The 23,005-nt window shown below is 60.7% G+C and carries 27 protein-coding genes; 15 read left to right on the top strand and 12 right to left on the bottom strand.

Features of this window, described 5'->3' with window-relative positions; all coding sequences use genetic code 11:
* The 3 genes from C934_RS0127550 to C934_RS0127540 all read right to left on the bottom strand — a co-directional run.
* Nucleotides 1-220 (bottom strand): transposase (locus tag C934_RS0127550; RefSeq protein WP_198011839.1); only part of this gene is annotated, 220 nt, incomplete at its 3' end.
* 76 nt (nt 221-296) lie between these two features.
* Nucleotides 297-1,157: a prephenate dehydratase gene (locus tag C934_RS0127545; RefSeq protein WP_018859768.1), complete on the bottom strand. Its 861-nt coding sequence runs from the start codon at nt 1,155-1,157 to the stop codon at nt 297-299.
* A 10-nt stretch (nt 1,158-1,167) separates the two neighbouring features.
* Entirely contained in the window at nt 1,168-1,923 is a 756-nt protein-coding gene (locus C934_RS0127540; RefSeq protein WP_018859767.1) for a 3-deoxy-manno-octulosonate cytidylyltransferase, read from the bottom strand.
* Nucleotides 1,924-2,077: 154 nt separating this feature from the next.
* Between C934_RS0127540 and C934_RS0127535 the strand changes: the two genes are divergently transcribed.
* Complete coding sequence (locus tag C934_RS0127535; protein ID WP_018859766.1) at nt 2,078-2,653, top strand: c-type cytochrome; 576 nt, start codon at nt 2,078-2,080, stop codon at nt 2,651-2,653.
* Between the two features lie 59 nt (nt 2,654-2,712).
* Here C934_RS0127535 and C934_RS0127530 read toward each other — a convergent pair whose 3' ends face one another.
* Entirely contained in the window at nt 2,713-3,660 is a 948-nt protein-coding gene (locus C934_RS0127530) for an AEC family transporter (protein ID WP_018859765.1), read from the bottom strand.
* Complete coding sequence (locus tag C934_RS34850) at nt 3,618-3,854, bottom strand: hypothetical protein (RefSeq protein WP_156828811.1); 237 nt, start codon at nt 3,852-3,854, stop codon at nt 3,618-3,620. The genes C934_RS0127530 and C934_RS34850 overlap by 43 nt, the downstream gene beginning before the upstream one ends.
* Nucleotides 3,855-4,152: 298 nt before the next feature.
* Between C934_RS34850 and C934_RS0127525 the strand changes: the two genes are divergently transcribed.
* From C934_RS0127525 to C934_RS0127510, 4 genes are all read left to right on the top strand, one after another.
* Nucleotides 4,153-4,362 carry a cold-shock protein gene (locus C934_RS0127525; protein WP_018859764.1) on the top strand — a complete coding sequence of 70 codons (210 nt, stop codon included), beginning with the start codon at nt 4,153-4,155 and terminating at the stop codon, nt 4,360-4,362.
* Between the two features lie 52 nt (nt 4,363-4,414).
* Nucleotides 4,415-4,954, top strand: coding sequence for a hypothetical protein (locus C934_RS0127520; protein WP_018859763.1), 540 nt, complete (start codon nt 4,415-4,417; stop codon nt 4,952-4,954).
* A 352-nt stretch (nt 4,955-5,306) separates the two neighbouring features.
* Nucleotides 5,307-5,546 carry a hypothetical protein gene (locus C934_RS34210; protein WP_083929923.1) on the top strand — a complete coding sequence of 80 codons (240 nt, stop codon included), beginning with the start codon at nt 5,307-5,309 and terminating at the stop codon, nt 5,544-5,546.
* A gap of 170 nt (nt 5,547-5,716) precedes the next feature.
* Entirely contained in the window at nt 5,717-6,709 is a 993-nt protein-coding gene (locus C934_RS0127510) for an adenosine kinase (RefSeq protein ID WP_018859761.1), read from the top strand.
* Here the strand turns inward: C934_RS0127510 and C934_RS0127505 are convergent.
* The gene (locus C934_RS0127505; RefSeq protein ID WP_018859760.1) at nt 6,702-7,241 is read right to left on the bottom strand and encodes an SH3 domain-containing protein; all 540 of its coding nucleotides are present in this window, start codon (nt 7,239-7,241) and stop codon (nt 6,702-6,704) included. The two genes, C934_RS0127510 and C934_RS0127505, sit on opposite strands and share 8 nt — an antisense overlap.
* A gap of 181 nt (nt 7,242-7,422) precedes the next feature.
* Between C934_RS0127505 and C934_RS0127500 the strand changes: the two genes are divergently transcribed.
* Nucleotides 7,423-8,424, top strand: a complete 1,002-nt coding sequence (locus C934_RS0127500; RefSeq protein ID WP_018859759.1) for a 2-hydroxyacid dehydrogenase — start codon at nt 7,423-7,425, stop codon at nt 8,422-8,424.
* Here C934_RS0127500 and C934_RS0127495 read toward each other — a convergent pair.
* From C934_RS0127495 to recF, 3 genes are read right to left on the bottom strand one after another with little or no spacing between them, the layout of a single operon-like run.
* Entirely contained in the window at nt 8,421-8,894 is a 474-nt protein-coding gene (locus C934_RS0127495) for a GNAT family N-acetyltransferase (RefSeq protein ID WP_018859758.1), read from the bottom strand. The two genes, C934_RS0127500 and C934_RS0127495, sit on opposite strands and share 4 nt — an antisense overlap.
* Nucleotides 8,891-9,715 carry a molybdopterin-synthase adenylyltransferase MoeB gene (locus C934_RS0127490; protein WP_018859757.1) on the bottom strand — a complete coding sequence of 275 codons (825 nt, stop codon included), beginning with the start codon at nt 9,713-9,715 and terminating at the stop codon, nt 8,891-8,893. The genes C934_RS0127495 and C934_RS0127490 overlap by 4 nt, the downstream gene beginning before the upstream one ends.
* The gene (gene recF, locus C934_RS0127485) at nt 9,712-10,836 is read right to left on the bottom strand and encodes a DNA replication/repair protein RecF (protein WP_018859756.1); all 1,125 of its coding nucleotides are present in this window, start codon (nt 10,834-10,836) and stop codon (nt 9,712-9,714) included. The genes C934_RS0127490 and recF overlap by 4 nt, the downstream gene beginning before the upstream one ends.
* Nucleotides 10,837-10,995: 159 nt before the next feature.
* Here recF and C934_RS0127480 point away from each other — a divergent pair, with 159 nt between their 5' ends.
* The 3 genes from C934_RS0127480 to C934_RS0127470 all read left to right on the top strand — a co-directional run bounded on the left by C934_RS0127480 (nt 10,996) and on the right by C934_RS0127470 (nt 13,205).
* Nucleotides 10,996-11,709: an LssY C-terminal domain-containing protein gene (locus C934_RS0127480; RefSeq protein ID WP_026372131.1), complete on the top strand. Its 714-nt coding sequence runs from the start codon at nt 10,996-10,998 to the stop codon at nt 11,707-11,709.
* Nucleotides 11,710-11,806: 97 nt separating this feature from the next.
* Complete coding sequence (locus C934_RS0127475; RefSeq protein WP_018859754.1) at nt 11,807-12,643, top strand: carbon-nitrogen hydrolase family protein; 837 nt, start codon at nt 11,807-11,809, stop codon at nt 12,641-12,643.
* Between the two features lie 94 nt (nt 12,644-12,737).
* Nucleotides 12,738-13,205, top strand: a complete 468-nt coding sequence (locus C934_RS0127470; RefSeq protein WP_026372130.1) for a group III truncated hemoglobin — start codon at nt 12,738-12,740, stop codon at nt 13,203-13,205.
* Nucleotides 13,206-13,213: 8 nt separating this feature from the next.
* On the opposite strand, the gene C934_RS0127465 is transcribed toward C934_RS0127470, so the two are convergent.
* Nucleotides 13,214-13,735, bottom strand: coding sequence for a GNAT family N-acetyltransferase (locus C934_RS0127465; protein WP_018859752.1), 522 nt, complete (start codon nt 13,733-13,735; stop codon nt 13,214-13,216).
* Between the two features lie 21 nt (nt 13,736-13,756).
* Nucleotides 13,757-14,323: a helix-turn-helix domain-containing protein gene (locus C934_RS0127460; RefSeq protein WP_018859751.1), complete on the bottom strand. Its 567-nt coding sequence runs from the start codon at nt 14,321-14,323 to the stop codon at nt 13,757-13,759.
* Nucleotides 14,324-14,463: 140 nt separating this feature from the next.
* Between C934_RS0127460 and lepA the strand changes: the two genes are divergently transcribed.
* On the top strand, nt 14,464-16,296 hold the full coding sequence (gene lepA / locus C934_RS0127455) for a translation elongation factor 4 (RefSeq protein WP_018859750.1): 1,833 nt from the start codon (nt 14,464-14,466) through the stop codon (nt 16,294-16,296).
* A gap of 63 nt (nt 16,297-16,359) precedes the next feature.
* Here lepA and C934_RS0127450 read toward each other — a convergent pair whose 3' ends face one another.
* On the bottom strand, nt 16,360-16,815 hold the full coding sequence (locus C934_RS0127450) for a GFA family protein (RefSeq protein WP_018859749.1): 456 nt from the start codon (nt 16,813-16,815) through the stop codon (nt 16,360-16,362).
* Between the two features lie 665 nt (nt 16,816-17,480).
* Here C934_RS0127450 and C934_RS0127440 point away from each other — a divergent pair.
* Genes C934_RS0127440 through C934_RS0127420 form a run of 5 tightly spaced genes read left to right on the top strand, consistent with a single transcriptional unit; the run spans nt 17,481 to nt 22,932 of the window.
* Nucleotides 17,481-19,061 (top strand): peptide ABC transporter substrate-binding protein, encoded by a 1,581-nt coding sequence (locus C934_RS0127440; RefSeq protein WP_018859747.1) that lies wholly within the window; start codon nt 17,481-17,483, stop codon nt 19,059-19,061.
* 48 nt (nt 19,062-19,109) lie between these two features.
* Nucleotides 19,110-20,033 (top strand): ABC transporter permease subunit, encoded by a 924-nt coding sequence (locus C934_RS0127435; protein ID WP_018859746.1) that lies wholly within the window; start codon nt 19,110-19,112, stop codon nt 20,031-20,033.
* Nucleotides 20,030-20,947, top strand: coding sequence for an ABC transporter permease (locus C934_RS0127430; RefSeq protein ID WP_018859745.1), 918 nt, complete (start codon nt 20,030-20,032; stop codon nt 20,945-20,947). Before C934_RS0127435 ends, C934_RS0127430 begins: the two co-directional genes overlap by 4 nt.
* A 1-nt stretch (nt 20,948) precedes the next feature.
* Entirely contained in the window at nt 20,949-21,956 is a 1,008-nt protein-coding gene (locus C934_RS0127425; RefSeq protein WP_018859744.1) for an ABC transporter ATP-binding protein, read from the top strand.
* Nucleotides 21,949-22,932: an ABC transporter ATP-binding protein gene (locus C934_RS0127420; protein WP_018859743.1), complete on the top strand. Its 984-nt coding sequence runs from the start codon at nt 21,949-21,951 to the stop codon at nt 22,930-22,932. Before C934_RS0127425 ends, C934_RS0127420 begins: the two co-directional genes overlap by 8 nt.
* The last annotated feature ends 73 nt before the right edge of the window (nt 22,933-23,005 follow it).

Below are 23,005 nucleotides of genomic sequence, written 5' to 3'. Positions count from 1 at the left end.
GGATGCCGAACAGGTAGCCAATGAACAGCGCCTTGAACATCAAGGTCGGATCGAGCGGCGGGCGGCCGTTGTCGGCGCAATAAAGCCCCGCAACACGATCATGGATGAAGGAAAAGTCGATCACCGCGTCGATCTTGCGCAGCAGGTGATCCTTCGGCACCAGACTGTCGAGCGTCACCATCTCAAGAGCCGTCTGGGTGGGGGCAGGTTTCTTCAACATGTCCCAATGAATCACAAACCCCCAGACGGTGCCAGGGGTTTGTCAGCAATCTGAGGGCGCCCGAAGGCGCCCTTTTTCATTTCTGCAGTTGGCCCCGCATTGGGTGGCCCTTGTAGACGCCGAGGATGCGCACCTTCTCGGAAAAGAAGCGCAGCTCCTCCAATGCACGCCGGACATTCGGATCGTTCGGGTGACCCTCAATGTCAGCATAGAACTGCGTTGCGACGAACTTGCCGCCGAGCTGATAGCTCTCCAGCTTGGTCATGTTGATGGTGTTGGTCGCAAAGCCGCCAAGCGCCTTGTAGAGTGCGGCCGGGATGTTTCGGACGTTGAAGACAAACGTCGTGACGAGCTTCTCCTCGGCCGAGCCGCGATGCGCCCATTCCTCGTCGCGTGAAAGGATGACGAAGCGAGTGACATTGTTTTCCGTGTCCTCGACATTCTCGGCAACGATGTCGAGACCGTAGAGATCGGCGGCAAGGCGCGGCGCCAGCGCCGCCATCGAGCGGTCCCCGGTTTCCTTGACGAGCTTTGCAGCACCTGCCGTGTCGCCAGCGATCACCGGCTTCCAGCCGTGCGAACGCACGATCTTGCGGCACTGCCCAAGGGCGTGGATGTGGCTGTGAACCGTGCGGATCTCATCCTTGGTGACGCCCGGGAGCACCATCAACTGGAAGCGGATCGGCATGAAATACTCGCCGATGATGTGCAGGCGCGACTCCGGCAGCAAGTGATGAATGTCGGCGACGCGGCCAGCGATCGTGTTCTCGATCGGGATCATTCCGATATCGGCATCGCCATTCTCGACCGCCACGAAGGCATCCTCGAACGTCTGGCACGGCAGCGGCTCCATGGTCGGAAACATGTCACGGCACGCCATGTCGGAATTCGCGCCGAACTCACCCTGGAAGGCGATCCTGTTGGTGGTGATGTTCATGGAAAATCCGTCACTTCGTTCTTGCGGAGAGAATGCGCCGCGCCTTTTCAAGGTCGGCGGGAGTATCGACACCGAGCGGAACCGTGTCAACGATCTCGACATCGATGCGCATGCCGGCTTCCAGCGCGCGCAGCTGCTCCAGCGACTCGCGCTTTTCCAAGACCGATGGTCCGAGCGTAACGAAACGCTCCAAGGCCGAGCGGCGGTAAGCATAGAGGCCGATATGGTGATAAAGCGGTCCATCACCGTAGGGTGCCGTCGTGCGAGTGAAGTAGAGCGCCTTCAGGCGGCTTTCCGAGATCGGCGAGCCGACGACCTTGACGATATGCGGTGCCGTCTTGTCGGCCTCGTCCTCGATCTCGATCGTCAGTGTTGCGATGTCGACGCTCGGATCCTCCAGCGGGCGCAGCGCGGCGCGAACGGTTTCCGGCTCGATCGTCGGCAGATCGCCCTGCACGTTGACGACGAACTTGGCTTTCCCCTCCGGATCCACCTTCATGAGCGCCTCGTAAATGCGATCCGAACCGGACTGATGATCCTTGCTGGTCATGATGACTTCAAAGCCTGCCGCGGCCACGACATCATGGACCTGTTGGTCATCAACCGCGACAACGACGCGGCCAATTTCGGCTTCCTTCGCCCGCAGCGCCACCTGCACGATCATCGGCAGCCCGCAAATATCGGCGAGCGGCTTGCCTGGAAGACGGGTCGATGCCATGCGGGCCGGGATCAGCACGAGCACGTCATCTAAATTTGGACTGGTCATTGTTCGGGCCTTCTAATCCGGGCGGAAAGGTGTCAAAAAGTCTCACGCAACAGGCCATTTAGACTGTTGCAACGAATAGCCAAAAGACATAGGTTCCGCGCGATTTCAAGATGGTCCGGTTTTATGTCTGCCGGCTGCAAGGGGAGCATTGCAGATGAATTCATACGTGAATATGGCTGTGGGGGCACTGCTCGGAACGGTTTTCGTTCTGATGACCGTCTCCATCGCGTCGGAGGGAATCTTTCATTCGGAGAGCCCGGAGAAGGAAGGTTTCGCGATCGTCGCCGAAGAGGCCGCTGCCGCTGGTGGCGGCGAGGCCGCACCGGCTGCAGCCGTTCCGATCGCACAGCTACTTGCAAAGGCAGACGCCAAGGCTGGCGAGGCTGTTTTCAAGAAGTGTCAGGCCTGTCATGACGCGACCAAGGGGGGACCGAACAAGGTTGGTCCGAACCTCTTCGGTCTCGTCGATCGTCCGATCGCCACGCATGAAGGTTTTGCCTACTCGTCGGGCATGAAGGACTTCTCCAAGGGCGGCAGCGAGAAGTGGACCTTCGATCATCTGAACCACTTCCTGGCAGCACCGAAGAAGTACGTTGCCGGCACGGCAATGGGCTTTGCCGGTCTTCCGAAAGACACGGATCGCGCCAACGTCATCCTTTACCTTCACACGCTGGCCGATTCGCCGGTTCCGCTTCCGGATCCGAACGCACCGGATAGCGCGACGCAGTAAGTCGCTGCTCGGTTCCAGACGAAAATCGAAGCCCGGCTGACGCCGGGCTTTTTCTTTGCCTAGCCGCCGAGCAAAAAGGCCCAGAACGAAACGGAGATGGCGCCAAGCGCCGTCGTTAGCGTGATCGTCGACGCTGCCAGGCTGTGGCCGACACCGAAACGGTTGGCGATCAGCCAAGCGTTGACGCCGGTTGGAACCGACGAAATCAGCACCAGGGCCGCCGTCCAGTCACTGGCAAGCCCGACCAGATGGCTCGCCGCCCAGACGCAGGCCGGCAACAGCAACAACTTGAAGGCGGAGGTGACGCTGGCGATGCCGGCGTTGCCTGAAATGCCGTATTTCTCAAGCGCCATGCCGAGCGAAATCAGCGCGACCGGCCCGGCGACACCGGCGATCTGATCGATTATGGCGCCTACCGGTCCCGGCATGGTGAGCCCTAACAGGTGCATGGCAGCACCGCCGGCCAAGCCGATCACCAGCGGGTTTTTGACGAGATTGTGGGCGATCTGGCGCACCACTTTGGCGATGCTGCGCTCCTTCTTGCCGGCGATCTTGTGCTCGGCGCGCTCCATCAGGATGGTTCCGATAATCATCATCACAGGCAGATGGACCGCGATCAGAATCGAGAGCGGCACGAGCCCCTTGTCACCGACCGTGCGCTGAACGAGCGGCAGTCCGATGAAGATGGTGTTGGCGAAGGCTGACGATACACCGGCAAGCACGCCAATGCGGTCATCGCGCCCGAAAAAGCGCGTCGCGGCGATATGGGCCGCGACCCAAGTCACTCCGACGCCCGAGAAATAGGCGATCCAGAGACGGAAGGGCGAGGCACCGTGAAAATCGGCGTTGGCGATCGTGCGGAACAACAACAGCGGCACGGCGATCTTGAAGACGAACTCGCTCAGCGCATCGCCGATCTCCGCCTTCATCAGCCGTAGTTTCACGGTCAGCCAGCCGATAAGGATCATGATAAAGATGGGAAGGACGTCGAAGATGATGGCTGACATTCAATGCGGCTGCCTTGCGAGGGAATAAGCATGCCTAGCAGCAAAACGGCCGTGATGACAAACCGCCAAAACATAAAAGCAAAAAAAGCGGGCTCTGCCCGCTTTTCCGCATCCGGTCCTGCCGGATAGCCGGTCTGCAATGCTGCCAGTTCATCCGTGGTCAGCGTTACTCCGGTATCGTCGAAGGGCGTCATTCCCTTCTTCATTGGCTGCCGCTCGGAAGCCGCTCATGCCAATGTCATTGAGGATGCTTATAGGACGGGGAAATGACATGCGGATGACGGATTCCCGCTATATGAAATGCGGAGGACCACCAGCCGCACGCTTATAGGTGGGACGCAACCGTGTCGTCTTGGCATGCGCAAGCTCAGAAGTCGGCCACGGCCACCAGAGCAACGCGGTGTCCCGCTGTATTTTCAAATGCTCTTGTGCCCACGGGCAAAATCGTGCGATGTCCGATGCCGGCTGGGGAGACCAACATGGGGGTAAATTTTGCCAACAGGTAAAGTCAAGTGGTTCAACCAGGACAAGGGCTTCGGATTCATCACTCCGGATGACGGCGGAACCGACGTCTTTCTTCACATCACGGCCGCTCAACGAGGCGGGATCGACACCGTGAAAGAAGGAATGGGCATAGCGTTCGAAGTCGCGCAGGACCGTCGAACCGGCAGAACGTCTGCCGACAATGTCCGGCAAGTTTGAAAACGGTCAGTGCGGCCGAAGGGCCGCACTGACTCCGCCGCTCGGAGACGACATGAAGCGTACTTTGGCTGCCTGCCTCGTCATTCTCTTTGCCGCCGGGCCATCATTTGCCGATGACGCGAGTTCCAAACTTTCATTTTTTTACGACAGCTGCGTTTCCTCTGGCCCGGACTTCGAGCGCACGGCTGAGCGTGCGAAAGCCGACGAATGGCCTTCGATGGCAGAGGATATGGCGCTGACCTTCACCCCGATGGAGAATCCGGAAGCGCTGGAAGGATGGATCGTCAGCGGCGGCGAAGCTGAGAGCTTTCAAGCGCTGGTGGTCTCGCGGGCGGATGTCGGCGGCAAAACCGTCGAAGGCTGCACGGTGGCACTGGGGGACGTCGACGCGGATGTTTTCGAGAAAGCGCTGGTCGAGAAGGTGAACGCTGTCTCGGCGGGTGAAGAGCAAGGGCAGGATCGCGTTTACAAGCGATATACCGCCACCATCAACGGGCGCAGCGAGGCGATCACCTTGACGCTCCCGCTCTATGCAAAGGGTTCCGATCAGATCATCGCCAGCACCGTGGCAGAGCAGCAGATCGAACACTAGCTCGCCGCCGTCGGCCATGCGCCCTTATCAGATGATATGAGATTTTAATGTCGGAGGCCCGTCGTCCGAATGGAACGGCTATGGCTTTGTCCGCATCCTGTGACGAGAGGTCACGAACCCCGGCCGCCCGTCGAGGGCATATTCACGTGCCCTGTTTGCCAACCAGCAGGAAACGTACATGCATCCCCAAAGGAAGCCATTTGTCGTGGAGATCAAGAAAACACGTCGTCTTTTTCCAGGGTCGCCATCAAAAAGCGACTTTCATTTGGAGAAAGCCAGCCCCGACGACGAAAAGCGCGCCCGCGAGGCTGCGCAGGGCACACGACCAAACGACGAAAGATAGTAAATTAGGATGGTAAGCAGGAACCTCCCCCATGAGTATTTCTTCCTCAACGGCGCACTTTCCGACGGACCGGTTATCGGCCATATCGACGGCACACCGATCCCCGCTCGCGTAGTCGACACCAGGGGCAGCCGCTATCGTTTTGTTGGAATTGCCCGTCGTGATCGACGTGGCAGGCTCGATGTCACTGCCTTGCGCAAGAACGAGTGGCTCGTAAAGCCCGACCTGATCTATGCTGCCGCTGCTTGAGACGCGCCTTTTGAACGCCGCGGTCACGGGGGGGCGGCCGGCGACATTTGACCCGTCACAGTGCATTTTTGCGATGAGATAGACGGCCCAGCGGCATTTCCGCTTCCCATGCGGCGAAAATTCGCTAAGACCGGTCACCGGCTATCACCTAACCCGGGACCTTCCCTTTCATGACCAAATTCGATGTTCTGACTGTCGGCAACGCGATCGTCGATATCATCGCGCGTTGCGACGACCAGTTCCTCATTGACAATGAGATCACCAAGGCCGCGATGAACCTCATCGATGCCGAGCGCGCAGAACTTCTCTATGCGCGCATGGGACCGGCGGTGGAGGCCTCCGGCGGCAGCGCCGGCAACACGGCCGCGGGTGTGGCGAGCTTCGGCGGCAAGGCCGCCTATTTCGGCAAGGTCGCGGAAGACCAGCTCGGCGAAATCTTCGCGCACGATATCCATGCGCAGGGTGTTCACTATCAGACACAGCCGAAGGGGACATTCCCGCCGACCGCGCGCTCGATGATCTTCGTCACCGAAGACGGCGAACGCTCGATGAATACCTACCTCGGCGCCTGCGTCGAGCTCGGGCCCGAAGACGTCGAGGCCGATGTCGTCGCCCAGTCCAAGGTCACCTATTTCGAAGGCTACCTCTGGGATCCGCCGCGCGCCAAGGAAGCGATCCGCGAATGCGCCCGTATCGCCCACGAGAACGGCCGTGAGATGTCGATGACGCTTTCCGACAGCTTCTGCGTCAACCGCTATCGCGGCGAATTCCTCGACCTGATGCGCTCCGGCACCGTCGACATCGTCTTCGCCAATCGTCAGGAAGCGCTGGCGCTCTATGAAACCGACGACTTCGAAGAAGCGCTGATCCTTATCGCCAAGGACTGCAAGATCGCGGCCGTAACGATGAGCGAGAACGGCGCCGTGATTCTCAAGGGCAGCGAGCGCTTCTACGTGGATGCTATCAAGATCAGGGAACTGGTCGACACCACAGGCGCGGGCGATCTCTTTGCCGCCGGCTTCCTCTATGGCTACACACAGGGTCGGACGCTGGAAGACTGCGGCAAGCTCGGCTGCCTCGCGGCTGGCATCGTGATCCAGCAGATCGGCCCGCGGCCGATGAAGTCGCTGGCCGAGGCCGGCAAGCAGGCGAACCTTATTTAAAGGCTTCGCCTGGATAAGCGCCCCAGATTTCCGACTGCGCCACCCATCCTTCGGCGCCGTCTATCTTGGCAAAGCACCAGTCGCCATTGCACTCGCCGATGTTCATCATGACGCCGGGCTCGAGCTTGGCGACGACGCTTGCCGACGGCTGGGCATCGCGGCGCATGTTGACGTAGACAGACTTACCCTTGCCCTTCATCCACGGGGCGGCGATTGCCGCACGCGAGCCCGACAGCAGCGATTGGTTGACCCAACCCTCGGTGCCGTCGGCATCGCGGATCTGGCGCCAGTTGTCGTATTCCTGAATGATTTCGACCGGCAGGCCGGCCTTCAGATACATCCATGAGGCCGCATAGTCGGTGCCAGGGCCGATGCGCAGGTTGACGCGCTTGGACTTGAGCGTGACGAAGCGCGGCAGCGGCAGGCCACTCGGTCCCTTTGCAGCCTGTGCGGAGGCCATTTCAGCCGTTCCCGCAGAAAGCACGAAACCGATCGCAAGGGCGAGGCAAGATTTCAGGACTTTGCTATGCATGGGACTTCCGTTTGCTCAGAGGAGGGCAGGACTGCTGCCTGATTCCGGGAATTCGACATTCCTGCGCACGCTGAGCGAGTTTTGTTTGTCTTCGCGCGCGGGTCTGGTAGAAATTCCCCGGAACGGGAAAATTATCCCGCGTCTTGGTTAAGGACCTCTGAACAAGTTAGCGCCGGCGCACATGACGACGAAGAAAAAACCGAAGGTCTACATCACGCGGAAGCTGCCCGATGCGGTCGAGACGCGCATGCGCGAACTCTTCGACGCGGAACTCAATATCGACGATGCACCGCGCTCCAAAGCCGAGCTGATCGCCGCCGTCAAAAGCGCCGACGTGCTCGTTCCGACCGTCACCGACCGGATCGATGCCACGGTGATCGAGGAGGCCGGGCCGCAGCTGAAATTGATCGCCAGCTTCTCGAACGGCACCGATCACATCGACGTCGAGGCGGCGGCTCGCAAAGGCATCACCGTCACCAATACGCCGAACGTGCTGACCGAAGACACCGCCGACATGACCATGGCGCTGATCCTCGCCGTTCCGCGCCGCTTGGGTGAAGGCGCGCGGGTGCTGACCGACCATCCCGGCGAGTGGCCCGGCTGGTCGCCGACCTGGATGCTCGGGCGACGGATCCACGGCAAGCGCATCGGCATCGTCGGCATGGGGCGGATCGGGACCGCCGTTGCGCGCCGCGCCAAGGCTTTCGGCCTCTCGATCCACTATCACAACCGCAAGCGCGTCAACCCGGCGACCGAAGATGAGCTGGAGGCGACCTACTGGGAGAGCCTCGACCAGATGCTCGCCCGCGTCGACATCGTTTCTGTCAATTGCCCCTCGACACCGGCAACGTTCCATCTGTTGTCGGCCCGCCGTCTGGCGCTGCTGCAGCCGACGGCCTACCTCGTCAACACCGCCCGCGGCGACGTGATCGACGAAGCGGCACTGATCAAGAGTCTGCGGGAGGGAAAGCTGGCGGGCGCCGGTCTCGACGTCTTCGAGAATGAACCGGCGGTCAATCCGAAGCTCGTCAAGCTCGCAAATGAAGGCAAGGTCGTACTTTTGCCGCACATGAGCTCGGCGACGATCGAAGGCCGCATCGACATGGGCGACAAGGTGATCATCAACATCCGCACCTTTATCGATGGCCATCGCCCGCCGAACCGCGTGCTGCCGGGCCGCTAGGCCGGAACAGGCTTGCGCATCTCGATCGATGTCGTCCTGGTGAATCCGGGATGGGCATTTTCAGCAGTCTTCTCAAATCCCCAGCGGATAAAGACATCGTGGTTTTCGACAAGCTCGATGCGCGTTTCGAGCCTCAGTGATGGCAGGGAGTGGGACCGCGCCACTTCTTCCGAGACCGCCAGCAGCCGACGGCCGATACCCCGGCCCTGCGCGTCGGGCGCGATCGCCAGCTTGCCGACATAGAGGCAGGCTTCTTCTGGTCGCAGAAAGACACAGCCACATAAAGCATCGCCTTCCGTTGCCGCATAGGCGATTTCAGAACGCGCCTTATCGGCAAGCGTCGTCGGCGTGAGCTTCAAGGCGGAGGATGGCGGATCGATCCGGTCGTTCATATAGGCGAACGACGACAGGACTAGCGCCAGCAACTCCTCCCAGCGTTGAAAGTCTTCATCGATCCGAATGATGTTCATGACGCCGGGCTCTGTTTCTGGCGACGCCTCTTGTAGCGGATCGTGTCGAAGCGGGCGGCAAGCGCATCATAGAGCAGCAGCCGTCCAATCAGCGGTTCGCCCGTGCCGGTGACGAGCTTGATCGCTTCCATTGCCATCAGCGTGCCGATCACGCCGGTCAGCGCACCGATGATGCCGGTCTCCGCACAGGCCGGGATCAGACCAGCCGGCGGCTTCTCGGGGAAGAGATCGCGATAGGTTGGGTTCGGTGTGCCATCCTCCGCCGTCTCGTAGGGCTTGAGCACTGTGACGGAGCCATCGAAGCGACCAACCGCGCCTGTCACCAAGGGGATTTGCGCAGTCTCGGCAGCGTCGGCCGCCGTATAGCGCGTATCAAAATTGTCGGAGCCGTCGATCAGCAGATCGAAGCCTGAGAGATGGCGGCGCGCCGTGTCAGGCGAGAAGCGCTCTTCGAAGCGGATCACGTTGACGTGCGGGTTCAACCTTGCAATCGCTAAGGCGGCGCTCTGCGTCTTCAGTTCGCCGATCGTGCCGGAATCGTGGATCACCTGCCGCTGCAGGTTGGAAAGCGAAACGCGGTCGTCATCGGCGATACCGAGCGTGCCGACGCCGGCGGCTGCGAGATATTGCAGGACCGGCGCTCCCAGCCCACCGGCACCGATGACAAGCACGCGGGCGGATTTCAGTTTCTGCTGGCCTGCGCCACCGATCTCGGGAAGCAGGATATGGCGCTGATATCGCGCGATTTCTTCCGGGCTGAGCGGTTCCATGGGCGCGATGCTAGCATGGCCTTTGGTTGAGGGGGAAGCGGCATCGGTCATTCGAAAACCTTTCCATCGGCGACGGTGAAGAATTGCGCGCGCTCGCCGAGAGCGGAAAACATGGCGCAGTCCGTGCCTGTCATGAAGGCCTGGCCGCCGAGCGCGTCAATGAGGTCGAAAAGCGCAGCACGCCTGCCTTCGTCGAGATGCGCGGCAATCTCATCAAGCAAGAGAATCGGCGCATGGCCCGTGAGATTAGCCACCAGACGGGCATGGGCAAGAATCAGTCCGACCAGCAGCGCCTTCTGCTCGCCGGTGGAACAGCGCGATGCTTCCATCTGCTTTTGCCGGTGGCGGACAAGCAGATCTGCGCGATGGGGGCCGTCGAGCGTGCGGCCGGCCGCGGCATCGCGGTAGCGGCTCTCGGCAAGCATAGCCGCATAGTCATCCTCAAGATCAACGGCGGGGCGCGAGAACTGACCATCCATAAAGCCCGCAAGCTCCAGCGCAGCGGCGGGAAAGGGCGAGGTTTCGTGCGTCTCGTCGATGAGGCGGGCAAGAAGACTGAGCATCTCCTGGCGTGCCATCGCCATGGCAATGCCGAGGCTTGCCATCTGCTGTTCGAGGCCGGAGAGCCAGGCGGGATCGAAGCGACGCTCGTCGAGCAGCTTGTTGCGGCTGCGCATGGCGCGCTCGAAATCGCTGGCACGGCGGCCATGGGCCGGATCGAGCGACAGCACGAGCCGATCAAGGAAACGGCGGCGCTCGGACGAACCACCGGTGAAGAGGCCATCCATCGAGGGCGTCAGCCACAGGAGACGGAGATGGTCGGTCAGTTCATCGGCCGACTTTGCAGGCGTGCCGTTGATCCGCAGGCGGCGGGAAATGCTGTCGTCGGTGGTATCGACACCCGTGCCGATTTCCACCTCGCCTTCTATGCCATCGAGCTCCGCGAAGATCGAAAATCCGGCCGTCGCACCGACACGGGTGACATCGCCATAGGTGGCACGACGCAGGCCGCGGCCCGGCGACAGGAAGGATACGGCCTCCATCAGATTGGTCTTGCCGGCGCCATTGTCCCCCGTCAGCACCACATGCCGACCGTCGAGCGACAGCGAGACAGACGCATAGTTGCGAAAGTCGGTCAGCTTGAGACGGGACAGGGAGACCTTGTGCGGCATTCGATATCCGGATTCGTGGTGCCCGAGAGCTAAGCGCAACGGGGCCGGATGGCAAGGGTGCGGGTGTAGTCGGGATGCCGATGATGCATGGGTGCGCACCTGGATGTTGGCCACATGACCGGAGAATCGTATGATGACGTCGAGGTTGGGGGGACTTCGATGAGACGTTTGACGAAAACACGGATGGCGATCGGCGGTGTGGCGGTCTTGTTGGTCGCCTATCTGCTTGTCACTTATTTCCTCATTCCCGAAATATGGATCCATCGCGACGCCAGCCGTATTGCGGAATTCGGTCCAATGGTGACGACCACCAAGCAGGATATTCCCGGCGACCCCATCAATGTTGGGCTCGTCGGTTCGAAGGAGAACGTGCTTCGGGCATTTGCATCGGCTGGGTGGGACCCGGCCGACAAGATCACGCTGCGGACATCAGCCGAAATCGGCTTGAGCGTCGTGCTCGATCGGCCCGACCTCGACGCTCCCGTGAGCCCATTGCTGTTCGAGGGCCGCCAGCAGGATCTGGCATTTGAAAAGGCCGTGGGCAAGAGCGCCGACGAGCGCCACCACGTCCGTTTCTGGCAAACCAAGAGCAGCGGTGCAGATGGGCAACCGCTGTGGCTTGGATCGGCGAGTTTTGATCGCGGGGTAGGCTTCAGCCACGATACCGGCCAGATCACCCATCACATCGCGCCTGATGTCGACGCTGAGCGAGATCTTGTTATCGGCGATCTTCAGGCAGCCGGGCAATTGTCGTCGACTTACGAGATCGCGGGCATCGGCGCCACGAGGACCGGCCGCAACGGTGGCGGCGATCCCTATTTCACCGATGGAAAGGCGCTGATCGGCGTGCTGCGCGCTGTCGGCGCCCCTTAACGCGCTTCGCCTCGCGCACCTTCATCGTCGCCAATTTGCGGTTCCAAATAGCGTCGAATAGTTGAAAAATGCGGGCCGAATCGCGAGAGGTGCGCCGTTGAAGATAGCCGCAGCACAGACCATCGTTTCGCCTGACATTACCGCGAATGGCCGAACAATCCGGAGCATGATTGCGGCCACCGCTGCTGATGGCGCGCGGGTCATCAATTTCTGCGAAGGCGCACTTTCGGGATATTCGAAATCGCAGATCCTGCATCCCGAGGACTGGGCCAGCTTCGATTGGCGGCAGCAGGAGGCCGAGCTTCGGGCAATCGCCGATCTCTGTGGTGATCTTCGCATCTTTGCGGTTGTCGGCGGAGCACATCGGCTGGCGGAGGGCTACCCCCCGCACAACAGCCTGTATGTCTTTTCCGAAACCGGAGCGCTGCTTACCCGCTATGACAAGAGGTTTCTGTCGAACAGCGAACTTGGCGGCTGGTACTCTCCCGGCACCGCGCCGATCACTTTCGATATCAACGGCTACCGATTCGGTTGCGCGATCTGCATCGAAGCTACGTTTCCGGAGGTATTCCAGGAGTATGCCAATCTCGGCGTCGATGCCGTGCTCTTCTCCTCCTATGGCATTCCCGAATATTTCCAGATTGCGCTGCGCGCGCATGCGGGACTGAACTGCATCTGGATCGGCGCTGCAACGCCGGTGCAGAAGGCCGCCAAGGGGCCGGCCAGCATCATCGGCCCGGATGGAAAATGGGTGGCGCAGTGTGCTGCCACTCCCGAACCAGGCCTGGCAACCGCGGTGTTGAACCGAGACGACCCGGCATACGACATTCCGCTGCAGAAGGCCCGACCGTGGCGCCTCAAGGCGCGACAGGGTGATATCTATCGCGAGAGGATGGCGGACGATCCCCGAAGCGAAGACAGAAGCGGCTACTGACGCGCAATGCTGCCTTGCGTCGCGGTCCCTTCATCTCGAGACGCAGATGGCCTATATGAGCGCTGTCGCGGATTGCGACGCGCCGGAGTTGACGATGGATACAGAAATTCAGGGCCGCGCGGCACATGTCGCCGCCATACGCGAGCGTGCCGAAGCCGAGATGAAGGCGATGGGCGTCGACGAGGCGTTCATCGATCGGTTGGTCGAGACGTTCTACGCCCGTGTGCTGCAGCATGCGACGCTTGGACCCGTGTTTGATGCCCGGCTTTCCGGCCGCTGGTCCGACCATATGCAGAAGATGAAGAGCTTCTGGTCATCAATTGCCTTTCGCAACGGCGCTTATGGCGGCAAGCCGGTGCAGGCGCACACGGGCGTCGCGAACCTGACGCCCGATCTCTTCCCGCAATGGCTGGCACTGTTTTCCGCGACGCTCAGCGATATCGCGCCGAACCCTGAGGCCAAGGCCTGGTTCATGACGACCGCTGAACGCATCGCCAAGAGCCTGACGCTGTCGCTGTTCTACAATCCAGCACTCGACGCGCCCCAGGCCAAACCCGCCTGAGCGCCACTTCAGGCGACACGCTTGTAGAAAAATGTGGTGGCGCAGAGGCCGCCCTCCGGCCACAGCGCATAATCCGGGATGACACCGACCGGCTCCCAGCCCAGCCTGGGGTAGATCGCCTCGGCATCGCTGCCGGTTGCCGTGTCAAGCACGAGGAGCGTCTTGCCGCGGACGGCGGCTTCTCGTTCCGCAGCATCCATCAGCAGACGTGCAAGGCCCTTGCCCCGGGCCGAGCGATGCACCAACAGCTTCTTCAGATCGCCGCGATGCGGCTGATTCGGCATCTGTGCGGCACCGACCTGCACCGTGCCAACGGCTCTGCCGTCGATCTCCGCCACGAGGAGCAGCGTTGCACCGGACGCGACGGCATCGGCGACGCCCTGCCAGTAAGGCTCGGCATCCGCGTTGCCATAAGGCTGCATGAAGCCGACCGAGGCGCCGCCGTTGACGCAATCGGTCAGCACGTCGCAGAGGTCGGGGATCGCCGCACGGGCTTCTGCCGCATCAAGAAGGCGGATCGTAGCTGTCATCACTTTTTCTCCTCAAATGAATTAGCGCCCGCGCCGATCGAGTACGACGCAATAGCGGGCGGGAATGTTGCCGGGGTTATGAAAAACATGGCCTTCGCCGACCGGCATGAACAGGCAGTCGCCAGGCAGCAGTCGGTAGACGGTGTCGCCCGTCGTCATTTCCATTTCGCCATCGAACAGCCAGACATGCTGTGTCATGCCGTTGCTGGCTGCGTGCGGCGGGAAACTAACGCGACCGCCTGGCGGGAATTCGACATCGACGATATCGACAGACGAAGCGGCTCCCGGCGGGGAGACGGAGCGCCTGACGTAACCGGTCTCCGGATCCCGCCAGACCTGCTGGTCCTGACGGCGCGACAGCGGCGAGACCTCGCCGTCCTCGGCAAAGAAGGCCGACAGCGACAGGCCGAGCGCTGCGCAAATCCTGGCGAGGAGCGGGGCCGTCGGGCTCGCTTCGCCGCGCTCGATGCGGGAGATCATCGCCCGGCTGACGCCGGAGGCGTTGGCCAGGTCTTCCAGCGTCAAATTCCGCTCGATCCGCAGTCTGCGGATGCGAAGGCCGATCGCCGTTTCGAGTTCTTGTTCCATCACTGGATCCGATTTTCTATTATAATAGACTTTCACGATCTGATAATAGAATCAAGTATCATGTTTCGGTCCGCGAAACGGCGACTTATCGTAAACGAACCCCTGCTTTTCCGCTTTGCGGCAAGGGTCGGCGCTGCTATATGGCGCGCATGAGCACCAATTCGACGACTCCGCTTTCCCATATCCGCAATTTCTCGATCGTGGCCCACATCGACCACGGCAAATCGACGCTTGCCGACCGCCTGATCCAATCGACCGGCGGCCTGGCAGAGCGCGAGATGTCCGAGCAGGTGCTTGACAACATGGATATCGAGCGCGAGCGCGGCATCACCATCAAGGCCCAGACGGTGCGTCTGCACTACAAGGCCAAGGATGGCGAGACCTATATCCTGAATTTGATCGACACGCCCGGACACGTCGACTTCGCCTATGAGGTCTCGCGCTCGCTCTCGGCCTGCGAAGGTTCGCTGCTCGTTGTTGACGCCAGCCAAGGCGTGGAAGCCCAGACGCTCGCCAACGTCTACCAGGCGATCGACAACAACCACGAGCTTGTCACCGTCCTCAACAAGATCGACCTGCCAGCCGCCGAACCTGATCGCATCAAGGAACAGATCGAGGAAGTGATCGGTATCGATGCCTCGGAAGCCGTGTTGATTTCGGCAAAGACCGGCCTCGGCATCCCCGATGTCCTCGAGGCAATCGTTCAGAAGTTGCCGGCGCCGAAGAGCCCCGGCGGTGAAAAGGCACCGCTGAAGGCGCTGCTCGTTGACAGCTGGTACGACACCTATCTCGGCGTCATGGTCCTCGTCCGCGTCATCGACGGCGTGCTGACCAAGGGCCAGACGATCCGCATGATGGGCACGGACGCCAAGTACCAGGTGGAACGCGTCGGCGTGCTGACGCCAAAGATGGTCAATGTCGACAGTCTCGGGCCTGGCGAAATCGGCTTCATCACCGCCTCCATCAAGGAAGTGGCCGATACGCGCGTCGGCGATACCATCACCGAGGACAAGCGCCCAACGACGCAGGCCTTGCCGGGCTTCAAGCCGGCACAACCGGTCGTGTTCTGCGGTCTCTTCCCCGTCGATGCCGCGGATTTCGAGGATCTGCGCGCGGCGATGGGCAAGCTTCGCCTGAATGATGCCTCCTTCTCCTTCGAAATGGAATCATCGGCCGCACTCGGCTTCGGCTTCCGTTGCGGCTTCCTTGGCCTGCTGCACCTTGAGATCATCCAGGAACGCCTTGAGCGCGAATTCGACCTCGACCTGATCGCCACTGCGCCTTCGGTCGTCTACCAGCTGACGATGACCGACGGCAGCGAGCGCGAACTGCACAATCCGGCTGACATGCCCGATGTCGTCAAGATCGACGAGATCCGCGAGCCCTGGATCAAGGCGACGATCATGACGCCTGATGATTACCTCGGCGGCATTCTCAAGCTCTGCCAGGATCGTCGCGGCATCCAGACGGAACTCACCTATGTCGGCACCCGCGCAATGGTGACCTACGAGTTGCCGCTCAATGAAGTTGTCTTCGACTTCTACGACCGGCTGAAGTCGATTTCGAAGGGCTACGCCTCCTTCGACTATCACCTCGAAGGCTACCGCGAAGGTAACCTCGTCAAGCTGTCGATCCTCGTCAATGGAGAGCCTGTCGATGCGCTCTCCATGCTCGTCCACCGCGCGTCTGCCGAGAAGCGTGGCCGCGACATGTGCGAGCGGCTGAAGGAACTGATCCCGAAGCACATGTTCAAGATCCCAATCCAGGCAGCGATCGGCGGCAACGTGATTGCCCGCGAGACCATCTCGGCGCTGCGCAAGGACGTGACGGCCAAGTGCTACGGCGGCGACGCCACCCGAAAGCGCAAACTTCTGGACAAGCAGAAGGAAGGCAAGAAGCGCATGCGCCAGTTCGGAAAGGTGGAGATTCCACAGGAAGCCTTCATCGCCGCGCTCAAGATGGGCGACGAATAAAAGCATCATTTTCAGCCCGGCCGGCGCACGACGCATGGCCGGGCTTTTTGATCCTGCGCTGCCTCAACTGCAGGCCATGTATTCCTTCACCAGCCCTTGATAGGCGTCCATCGACGGCAGCGCCTCGTAGCTGCGGACCGCGCCGGTTTCGGCGAAGGGCAGTTTTTCGCGGGTCCAGGTCTCGATGAACGGCCGGAACCAGCGCGGATCGTCCAGCATCGTCGGACGCAGGTTGACGAACCAATCCATCCCGTCCGAACGTGTGAACATCCAGGTCATGCAGTGGCCGCAGAAATAGTGGTGCGCCTCGACGCCGTGCAGCCCACCGATGACGGGCTCTCCTTCGGTGATTTCGAAGGCCTCCGCCGGGATCGCGGCACTCAGCGAAAAGGCGCTCGACGACATCTTCTGGCACCCTGTGCAATGGCACGCCATGGTCAAAAGCGGCTTGGCGCGGATCTTCAATCGCACGCGGCCGCATCGGCAGCCACCGGTCCAAGGTAGATTTACTTCGGTCATCGCGACCTCCCTTCGTCATGCTCAATCTAGCGGCAGGCGGCGCGGCGTCAAACTGTCGGCTGCAGGCAAACCGGCATCGCCTCCTAGGAATCGGAAAGCCATGATCGCGCGGATATTCGCGCCACTGGCAGCGACCAAGCGATAGCGACCTTTGGATCGAGTGCACACTGGCCCACCTCCGCACCGGCCCGCTTGTCGACCAGAATCAACGCACCGTTTTCCGTCAGCGTCTGCAAGCCACGGGCGAAGACCGGTGCCACCTAATCCAGTCGTTCCCCGAAATCGCGGGACAACGCAGCATTTCAAAAACAGACGGCGGCAAGATGTCGCAAACGAGCCTATCCGTCATTGAATAGTCAACGTAATTCGCCGCAAAGGCATCAAAAGATGAGCCGGCTACCCTCGGTATCTGCAATCATTGATTGAATGCATTGAAGCTTGCCCATCGTACGAAACGGCACAGCACGGGCGAAATCCCTCCTTCTGCGGCAGGCCGGGCGGCTACAGACTAGAAATTTTCGCGGCGGCAAGGAGTGTCGCTCGCTGCTTCATTTGGGGACTTGCAACGGCAGGCCTTTACGATAGGTTGTGCGCTGACCTGAACGTAACTGGTCATGGGAACAAACGACTAATAAAGGCGAAAAGCCTAGAAAGGTGGCCCCCATATGAACTTTCTCACGAAAAAATTCCTGGCTTCAGCCGTGCTTGGCTCACTGCTGGCCGTGACCGCGCACGCCGCGACACTCAACATCCACAATGGCGGCGACCCGCAGTCCCTCGACCCGCAGAAGCTGTCGAGCGACTATGAGAACCGCATTGCTGGCGACATCTTCGAGGGCCTCGTCACCGAAGACCCGAAGGACGATCCGATCCCGGGACAGGCTGAAAGCTGGACCGTCTCGCAGGACGGCAAGGTTTATACCTTCAAGCTTCGCGACGGCATCAAGTGGTCGGATGGGCAGCCGGTGACGGCCGGCGACTTCGTCTTCGCCTTCCAGCGCCTTGTCGATCCGAAGAACGCCGCGGAATACGCCTATCTGCAATTCACCATCAAGAACGCGGAAAAGATCAACAAGGGCGAAATCACCGATTTCAGCCAGCTCGGCGTCAAGGCGATCGACGACAAGACGCTCGAGATCACGCTTGAGAACCCGACCCCCTATTTCATCAATTCGCTGATGCACTACACCGCCTATCCGCTGCCGAAGCATGTGGTTGAAGCAAAGGGCAATGACTGGGTGAAGATCGGCAACATCGTCACCAACGGCCCGTACAAGCCGACCGAGTGGATTCCGGGCGCGTCCGTCACGACAGTCAAGAACGACCAGTACTACGGCGAGAAGGACCTGAAGATCGATGGCGTGAAGTTCTTCACGCTCGAGGATCAGGAAGCGGCTCTGAAGCGCTTTCGCGCCGGCGAATTCGACATCATGACCGACTTCCCGACGGATCAGTATGAATGGATGAAGAAGAACCTGCCGGGCCAGGCCCATGTCACGCCGTTCCTCGCCAGCTACTACTACGTCCTCAACGCCACGAAGCCGCCGTTCGACGACAAGCGCGTTCGTCAGGCCCTCTCGATGGCCGTCAACCGTGAAGTCATCGGCCCGAAGATCCTCGGCACCGGCGAACTGCCGGCCTATTCCTGGGTACCGCCGGGCACCGCGAATTATGGTGAGCCGGCCTATGTGAGCTGGAAGGACATGCCCTACAAGGAAAAGGTGGAAGAGGCGAAAAAGCTGCTCAAGGAAGCAGGCTTCGGACCTGACCACCCGCTGAAGGCACAGCTCCGCTACAACACCAATGACAACCACAAGCGCGTAGCTGTGGCGATCGCCTCGATGTGGAAGCCGCTCGGCGTACAGATCGAGCTCTACAACACCGAAACCAAGGTCCACTATGACGAGATGCAGCACGGTCAGGTCGAAATCGGCCGCGCAGGCTGGATCGCGGACTACAACGATCCTGATAACTTCCTGGGTCTACTCGTTTCCGGCGTTTCCATGAACTATGGCCGCTGGAGCAATGCCGACTTCGACAAGCTCGTCAAGGAAGCAAACGCTCAAACCGACCTGAAGAAGCGCGCCGAAATCTTCAAGCAGGCCGAACAGCTTGCGCTCGACGACAGCGCCGCCATTCCGCTTTATTACTATGTCTCGAAGAACGTGGTCTCGCCGAAGGTCCAGGGCTTCGTCGACAATATTCAGGACATCCATCGCACGCGCTGGCTGTCGGTCAAAGAATAAGGAACACCGGCCCTTCCCGCTGAATGTGGGAAGGGCCGATCCACGACCATGATCAAATATGCACTCCGTCGCCTGCTGTCGACGATCCCCGTGATGTGGATCGCCGTGACACTCAGCTTTTTTGTCTTGCGCCTTGCTCCCGGCGGCCCGTTCGATGGCGAGAGGCCATTGCCGCCGGTGATCCTGAAGAACCTCGCGGCTCACTACAATCTCGACAAGCCGCTGATCGAACAATACCTGATCTACGTCTTCGACGTGTTGAAGGGTGATCTAGGCCCGTCGTTCGCCAACGAAGATTTCAGCGTTGCCCAGCAAATCATGATCGGCGTGCCTTACACGTTCACGATCGGGGGCCTCGCCTTCATTTTTGCCATCCTTATCGGCGTGACAGTCGGCTGTCTTGGGGCACTTTATCAGAATAAAGCGCCTGACTACCTCCTCGGGCTGCTCGTTCTCGTTGGCCTCGTTCTTCCGAACTTTCTGATTGCGCCTATCCTGCAGCTGGTCTTCGGTATCCATCTCGGCTGGCTGCCTGTCGGCGGATGGGGTGACGGCTCGTTCCGCTATCTCGTCATTCCGATCGTTGTGCTGGCTTTGCCACATGCGGGCCGCATCTCGCGCATGACCCGCGGCTCGATGATCGAGGTGATGAACCAGAACTACATCCGGACCGCCAAGGCCAAGGGCATCGGCCCACGGCTAACCGTTATTCGTCACGCGCTAAAGCCCGCCATGATGCCTGTCGTTTCCTATCTCGGTCCGGCGGCAAGCTACCTTCTCACCGGCTCGCTGGTTGTCGAGAGCATCTTCGGACTGCCGGGCATCGGCCGCTACTTCGTCAACGCAGCGCTGAACCGCGACTACGGCATGGTTCTCGGCACGGTCATCTTCTACATGGTGCTGATCGTCTTTCTGAACCTTCTCGTCGACATTGCCTATGCATGGCTCGATCCGAAAGTGAGAAACCGATGATCCTCAATCCAGCAAAGAGAGAGCTGCTCGCGGCCGAGCTTCTCGAGGCCGAAGGGCTTTCGCACAAGAGCCGCTCGCTGACCAGCGATGCGCTGCGTCGTCTCTCCCGCAACAAGGCAGCAGTCGTCGCCATCATCGTGTTGCTGCTCCTGATACTGGTCGCATTCATCGGCCCGTACCTGATCCCGTTCGACTACGAGGAACCGGATTGGGCGGCGTTTCGCATGCCGCCGGATATGGAAAGCAGCCATTATTTCGGAACAGATCCAAATGGCCGCGACCTGCTTGCGCGCGTGCTCTACGGCACCCGCGTCTCGCTTGCGGTTGCGGCAACTGCCACGATCGTTTCGGTGGTCATCGGGGTGCTCTATGGAGCGATCTCCGGATACATCGGCGGCAGACTCGACGCGCTCATGATGCGCTTCGTCGATATCATGTATGCGCTGCCTTACATCCTCTTCGTCATCCTGCTGATGGTGGTGTTCGGCCGAAACGTCTACCTGCTTTTTGCGGCAATCGGCGCGCTGGAGTGGCTGACCATGGCTCGCATCGTGCGCGGGCAAACACTCTCGATAAAGCAGCGCGAGTTCATCGAGGCGGCACGTGCATCCGGCCAGAAACCGTTCAAGATCATCCTCAAGCACATCATTCCGAACCTGGTCGGCCCAGTGGTGATTTTCGCCGCGTTGACCGTTCCTGAAATCATCGCGACCGAAAGCTTCCTGTCCTACCTCGGCTTCGGTGTTCAGGAACCGCTGACATCACTCGGGACGCTGATCGCCGAGGGCACCGACGCCATGGAAAGCATGCCGTGGCTCTTGGCCTTCCCGGCCTGCTTCCTCGTCGCCCTGCTGATGAGCCTGCTTTTCATCGGCGACGGCCTGCGCGATGCGTTCGACCCGAAGGATCGATAGAATGCGACACGAAACCAAAAACGATACGCTTCTCGAACTGAAGGACTATTCGATCACCTTTGCGACGCCGGATGGCGAGGTGAAGGCCGTCTCGAACATGAACCTGTCGATCCGGCGCGGCGAGCGCGTGGCGATCGTCGGCGAGTCCGGCTCGGGCAAGAGCCAGACCTTCCTCGGCGTCATGGGTCTGCTTGCCAAGAACGGCCGCACCAGCGGCCAAGCACTACTCGAGGGCAAGGATGTGCTGGCGCTAAGGCCGCGCGAGCTCGACCATGTCCGCGGCAAGGACATGGCCATGGTGTTCCAGGACCCGATGACCGCGCTCAATCCGTCTCTGCGGATTTCCCGGCAATTGACGGAGCAGCTTGAGGTTCACCGCGGCTTCACCGCGCGGGCTGCCTCCAACGAGGCGCTCGATATGCTGAAGCGCGTCGGTATCCCCGACCCGACGCGGCGCTTCAGCCTCTACCCGCACGAGCTGTCGGGCGGCATGCGCCAGCGCATCGTCATTGCCATGGCGCTGTTGACGAAACCGAAGCTGCTCATTGCCGACGAGCCGACGACGGCGCTTGACGTGACGATCCAAGCGCAGATCCTCGATCTCTTCAACGACCTGACGGCGGAAATGAACACGGCGCTCGTCATGATCACGCATGATCTGGGCGTCGTCGCGGGCCTCGCGGATCGCGTGGCCGTCATGTATGCCGGGCGGATCGTCGAGGAAGCGCCAGTCGACGAGCTCTTCGAGGTACCGGCGCATCCCTATACCGCTGCGCTGCACGCTTCGATCCCGCGGCCGGACCAGGACGTCGATCAGCTCGCCGTCATTCCCGGCCGCCCGCCCAATCTGCAGCACCTGCCGAAAGGCTGCAGCTTCTCGCCGCGCTGTCCAATGGTCCAGAACGATTGTATCGACGCGTCGCCGAAACTTGAGATGTTGGCGAAAGGCCATTCCGCGGCCTGCTTCCATCCCTTCCCCCGCCGCGAGGAGGTTTTGAACCATGGCTGAACGATCACTCCTAAGGGTCGAGAACCTCACCACCCAGTTCGAAATTCCGTCGAAGAGCTTCTTCAAACCGCCGATGACGCTGACTGCGGTGAACAATGTCAGCTTCGACCTCAGAGAAGGCCGGACGCTGGGGATCGTCGGAGAGTCCGGTTGCGGCAAGTCCACACTTGGCCGCTCGATCCTGCGTCTGTTGAAATCGCAGAAAGGCCGCATTCTCTGGCAGGGGCGCAATCTGCTCGACCTGTCGGATGAGGAAATGCGCGCGGCTCGCCGCGACATGCAGATCATCTTCCAGGATCCGATTGCCTCCCTCGATCCGCGCATGACGGTCGGCGACATTATCGCCGAACCGCTCACCGTCTTCGAGCCGAAGCTTACAAAAGCGGAACGCGTGGCGCGCGTACAGGAGATCATGGGTGCCGTCGGCCTCGTGCCTGAAATGATCAACCGCTATCCGCACGAGTTCTCGGGCGGCCAGGCACAGCGCATCGGCATTGCCCGCGCAGTCGTAACACGGCCGAAGCTGATCATCTGCGACGAGCCGGTTTCGGCGCTCGACGTGTCGATCCAGGGGCAGGTCATCACGCTCTTGCGCAAGCTTCGCAAGGAGTTCGGGCTGACGCTGATCTTCATCAGCCACGACCTTTCGGTCGTACGTCTGATCTCAGACGATGTGCTGGTGCTCTATCTCGGCAAGGTGGTCGAGGCTGGCGATTGCGCCACCGTGTTCGACAGCCCGGCGCATCCCTACACGCAGGCGCTCTTCTCGGCCGCGCCAGTGCCCGATCCGAAGCTTGCACGCAACCGGCAGCGTATCCGGCTTCAGGGCGACCCGCCCTCGCCGCTCAATCCGCCGCCCGGCTGTGTCTTCTCTCCGCGTTGCTGGAAGGCCACGGACATCTGCCGCACGGAGATGCCGCCAACGGAGCAGGTCAGGCCCGAGCAAACCGCCGCCTGCTATCACATGGACCGGTAAGCCGGCATCGACAGAACTGCAAACGGCCCGCCCGTTTTCCAGCCGGCCGTTTGACCTATTCGACACCGAAGGC

Origin of the sequence: Rhizobium sp. 42MFCr.1 (assembly GCF_000377185.1) — a bacterium.
In the GTDB taxonomy this organism is placed as follows: Bacteria; Pseudomonadota; Alphaproteobacteria; order Rhizobiales; family Rhizobiaceae; genus Rhizobium; species Rhizobium altiplani.
This window is presented reverse-complemented; position numbering and strand designations above follow the sequence as displayed.

Bases quoted from the DNA above. Each gene is read 5' to 3' on its own strand.
- C934_RS0127540 (WP_018859767.1), bottom strand. From the start codon at position 1,923: ATGACCAGTCCAAATTTAGATGACGTGCTCGTGCTGATCCCGGCCCGC.
- C934_RS0127470 (WP_026372130.1), top strand. From the start codon at position 12,738: ATGGATACAGAAATTCAGGGCCGCGCGGCACATGTCGCCGCCATACGC.
- C934_RS0127495 (WP_018859758.1), bottom strand. From the start codon at position 8,894: ATGAACATCATTCGGATCGATGAAGACTTTCAACGCTGGGAGGAGTTG.
- C934_RS0127420 (WP_018859743.1), top strand. From the start codon at position 21,949: ATGGCTGAACGATCACTCCTAAGGGTCGAGAACCTCACCACCCAGTTC.
- lepA (WP_018859750.1), top strand. From the start codon at position 14,464: ATGGCGCGCATGAGCACCAATTCGACGACTCCGCTTTCCCATATCCGC.
- C934_RS0127450 (WP_018859749.1), bottom strand. From the start codon at position 16,815: ATGACCGAAGTAAATCTACCTTGGACCGGTGGCTGCCGATGCGGCCGC.
- C934_RS0127460 (WP_018859751.1), bottom strand. From the start codon at position 14,323: ATGGAACAAGAACTCGAAACGGCGATCGGCCTTCGCATCCGCAGACTG.
- C934_RS34850 (WP_156828811.1), bottom strand. From the start codon at position 3,854: ATGACGCCCTTCGACGATACCGGAGTAACGCTGACCACGGATGAACTG.
- C934_RS0127465 (WP_018859752.1), bottom strand. From the start codon at position 13,735: ATGACAGCTACGATCCGCCTTCTTGATGCGGCAGAAGCCCGTGCGGCG.
- C934_RS0127520 (WP_018859763.1), top strand. From the start codon at position 4,415: ATGAAGCGTACTTTGGCTGCCTGCCTCGTCATTCTCTTTGCCGCCGGG.
- C934_RS0127535 (WP_018859766.1), top strand. From the start codon at position 2,078: ATGAATTCATACGTGAATATGGCTGTGGGGGCACTGCTCGGAACGGTT.
- C934_RS0127490 (WP_018859757.1), bottom strand. From the start codon at position 9,715: ATGACCGATGCCGCTTCCCCCTCAACCAAAGGCCATGCTAGCATCGCG.
- C934_RS0127430 (WP_018859745.1), top strand. From the start codon at position 20,030: ATGATCCTCAATCCAGCAAAGAGAGAGCTGCTCGCGGCCGAGCTTCTC.
- C934_RS0127440 (WP_018859747.1), top strand. From the start codon at position 17,481: ATGAACTTTCTCACGAAAAAATTCCTGGCTTCAGCCGTGCTTGGCTCA.
- C934_RS0127545 (WP_018859768.1), bottom strand. From the start codon at position 1,157: ATGAACATCACCACCAACAGGATCGCCTTCCAGGGTGAGTTCGGCGCG.
- C934_RS0127505 (WP_018859760.1), bottom strand. From the start codon at position 7,241: ATGCATAGCAAAGTCCTGAAATCTTGCCTCGCCCTTGCGATCGGTTTC.
- C934_RS34210 (WP_083929923.1), top strand. From the start codon at position 5,307: ATGGTAAGCAGGAACCTCCCCCATGAGTATTTCTTCCTCAACGGCGCA.
- C934_RS0127510 (WP_018859761.1), top strand. From the start codon at position 5,717: ATGACCAAATTCGATGTTCTGACTGTCGGCAACGCGATCGTCGATATC.
- C934_RS0127530 (WP_018859765.1), bottom strand. From the start codon at position 3,660: ATGTCAGCCATCATCTTCGACGTCCTTCCCATCTTTATCATGATCCTT.
- recF (WP_018859756.1), bottom strand. From the start codon at position 10,836: ATGCCGCACAAGGTCTCCCTGTCCCGTCTCAAGCTGACCGACTTTCGC.
- C934_RS0127500 (WP_018859759.1), top strand. From the start codon at position 7,423: ATGACGACGAAGAAAAAACCGAAGGTCTACATCACGCGGAAGCTGCCC.
- C934_RS0127480 (WP_026372131.1), top strand. From the start codon at position 10,996: ATGAGACGTTTGACGAAAACACGGATGGCGATCGGCGGTGTGGCGGTC.
- C934_RS0127425 (WP_018859744.1), top strand. From the start codon at position 20,949: ATGCGACACGAAACCAAAAACGATACGCTTCTCGAACTGAAGGACTAT.
- C934_RS0127435 (WP_018859746.1), top strand. From the start codon at position 19,110: ATGATCAAATATGCACTCCGTCGCCTGCTGTCGACGATCCCCGTGATG.